The 1,213-nt window shown below is 42.0% G+C and carries 1 protein-coding gene; it reads left to right on the top strand.

What is annotated here, in order from left to right; translation table 11 throughout:
* Positions 1–95: 95 nt before the first annotated feature.
* On the top strand, positions 96–527 hold the full coding sequence (locus tag R7P74_RS24845) for an NUDIX hydrolase (RefSeq protein WP_262635819.1): 432 nt from the start codon (positions 96–98) through the stop codon (positions 525–527).
* Positions 528–1,213 lie beyond the last annotated feature (686 nt).

Raw genomic sequence — 1,213 nt, 5'->3', positions numbered from 1 at the left:
CTATGCGTTGATTTTTGTGATTAAGGTGGTATGCGGCGGCTTAGGTATTGCGTTGCTCACCCCTTAGCAGGGCGTTATATGCACGGGAGAGTTCAGTGACCAAACGGATTGAAAATAGAGAAGTCAAAGTGTGTCCTGTTGTACTTCGAAAATCACTGTCTGCTCTAGAATTGCTGCTATTTGAACATCCTTTAGCTGATGTGCAGTTGGTAAAAGGGACATTAGAATTAACAGACAGCTCAGTGGAAAGTGCAGCACTTAGGGAGCTTAAAGAGGAATCGGGTATATCCAAAGTTTCCAGTACCAAGTATCTCGGTGTTTGGGAAAGCGGTTTTCAAAATCAACTTTGGCATTTTGTTCTTTGTGAAGTCGCGGAAGACCTGCCGAATAACTGGAGTTTTTACACGCAAGATGATGGCGGCCATGAGTTTAACTTTTTCTGGCATAAGCTCGGAGATAGTCCGAAATTTAAATGCCATAAGGTGTTCTCTAATGCCATTAAGCAAGTCGAAACTCTGTGCATATAACAAACAATTTAAGAGTGATTCACCACGCTTGGCATTTTTGGTTTAGGTCAAGTTCAGTGTTTACGGTGTCCAAATTAAGTTGTATGGTCGCGTGGTTCACACCTTAATTGGGCGTTAGTTGCCAACGAGGAAAAATGTACCTGAAGCAGAATGTTTAGGGCTAATGTCGATGTGTTTTTGGCTAGGTTTTCGTATTTCCATTTCTAGTTATTTGGATTTGTGAAAATCGTGTTTTGGTTCCTTGTGCGGTTTGGGTTTTCTGCTGCAGACGCTGATTAGCTTGTTGAAAGTCTGCTCTGCTGTATTGTCGTTCCAAAAGGTTTGTTTGGTGTTCAAAGTCCGTTTTCTACGGCGTTGTAAATTCCAAGTGGTTTCAGTGAGAGACGCTTTAAAACTACGCCTGATTTGAGTTTTTCGAAACACGTAAAATTAGTGTTGGCAAAGTGGCAATCAACTTCAACTCAAAGCTTTAGGTTTGGCAACTAACAAAGCATTCAAGAGGGATTCACAACGCTTGGCAGTTTTGGTTTGAATTAACTTTAGTGTTTACGGCACAATGATTTAGGTAGGGTGCTTTGCGTTGTTCACCCCTTAATGCGGCGTTATGTTCTGGTGTACCCCACAAAAAGTAGACAGTACATAACTACATACTTTCGTACTCAACTGGGCTGACATGCCCCAACGCT

The sequence above is a fragment of the Vibrio sp. 2033 genome, from assembly GCF_033339735.1.
Note: the sequence above shows the minus strand (reverse complement) of the source record. Positions and strands in the feature narration are given on the sequence as shown.